This is a genomic window from Aliirhizobium wenxiniae (assembly GCF_019511445.1).
GTDB lineage: Bacteria > Pseudomonadota > Alphaproteobacteria > Rhizobiales > Rhizobiaceae > Neorhizobium > Neorhizobium wenxiniae_A.
The window spans coordinates 1-983 of the sequence record NZ_JAEUAN010000065.1 but is presented as its reverse complement, the minus strand read 5'-3'; the positions used below and the strand labels follow the sequence as shown (position 1 = coordinate 983).

Here is a 983-nt window from a genome sequence, read left to right as displayed (position 1 = left end):
GAGACCGCGTGCTGCGCGAAAATCGACATTCTCGACCTGAGCGTCATGGCGGAGCTTGGCAGCACGCGCTCTTGCCTCGAAGCGCTTCTGGCGACGCGAGGTCTGTTCCCGTTCGAGCAGGATCGCAAGCCATTCGCCGTGCTGGAGGCCTCTTGCCTCCGGTTGCATCTCCAGGTCCTGGAAGGCAGAAGCCATGCCGGAAAGGCCGAGTTGGCGCAGCGTGTCGACAGTGGGATTGGTCAGCATTCTCGATTGTCTCCTTAATGAAAGTAGGCTTTGCCGCGAAGATTGGCATGCTCGCCGACAGCGGCGGGTTCGGCGGAATGTCGTGGTGCCTTGTAGGTGCTGATGAGTGCGCTGATGCTTTTGCAAGTCAGTCCGCCGATCTCGACAGCACGGGCGGACACCGCCTCGGCCTGCACCGCAGGAATAGCCTGGTAGAGCTTCAGGACGCCAAGGCAGGTTCGAAAGCCTTGTTCGGGATGAGGACGATTGGCCAGGATAGCGATGATCAGCCCCTCTGTCTGAGGCCCAATGGAAGCGCCCCAGCGCTGGAATTTTGCAGGTGACCATTCGGCATAGCGCCGATGCGAGCTGGGCATATGGTCAGGATCGGTTCCGTAGCGAGACCCGCCGTACCGGCGTTGGTGGGTCGCAATCCTCTTGCCCTTGAAGAAGACCTCGATCGTGCGGCTCGTGGCCCGGACATCGACCTGCTGGCGGATGAGCGTATGGGGCACGGAGTAGAAATAGTGTTCGAACTCGACATGGTAGTCCGTCGACACCCGCGCCAGCCTCCATTCGGCGTACTCGTAGTCCTCTGCCGGGAGAGCCGCGAGTGCTGGGCGTTCCATGGTCTCGAATATCTCCTGGCGGGTTTGGCCCAACCGCTTCATGACGTGCGTGTTGATCCGCTCGACGGCTCCGCGGATGGCGGCATTGGCTTCCTCCAGCGAGAAGAAGGTCTGATTGCGCATCCGGCC

General features: G+C 61.2%; 2 protein-coding genes. Both read right to left on the bottom strand.

Features of this window, described 5'->3' with window-relative positions; genetic code table 11:
* A partial coding sequence (locus tag JNB91_RS30280; RefSeq protein ID WP_220329119.1) for an ATP-binding protein occupies positions 1 to 246 on the bottom strand: 246 nt, incomplete at its 3' end.
* Between the two features lie 14 nt (positions 247 to 260).
* The coding region (locus tag JNB91_RS30275; protein WP_430736380.1) for a Mu transposase domain-containing protein at positions 261 to 983 on the bottom strand (723 nt) is incomplete at its 5' end.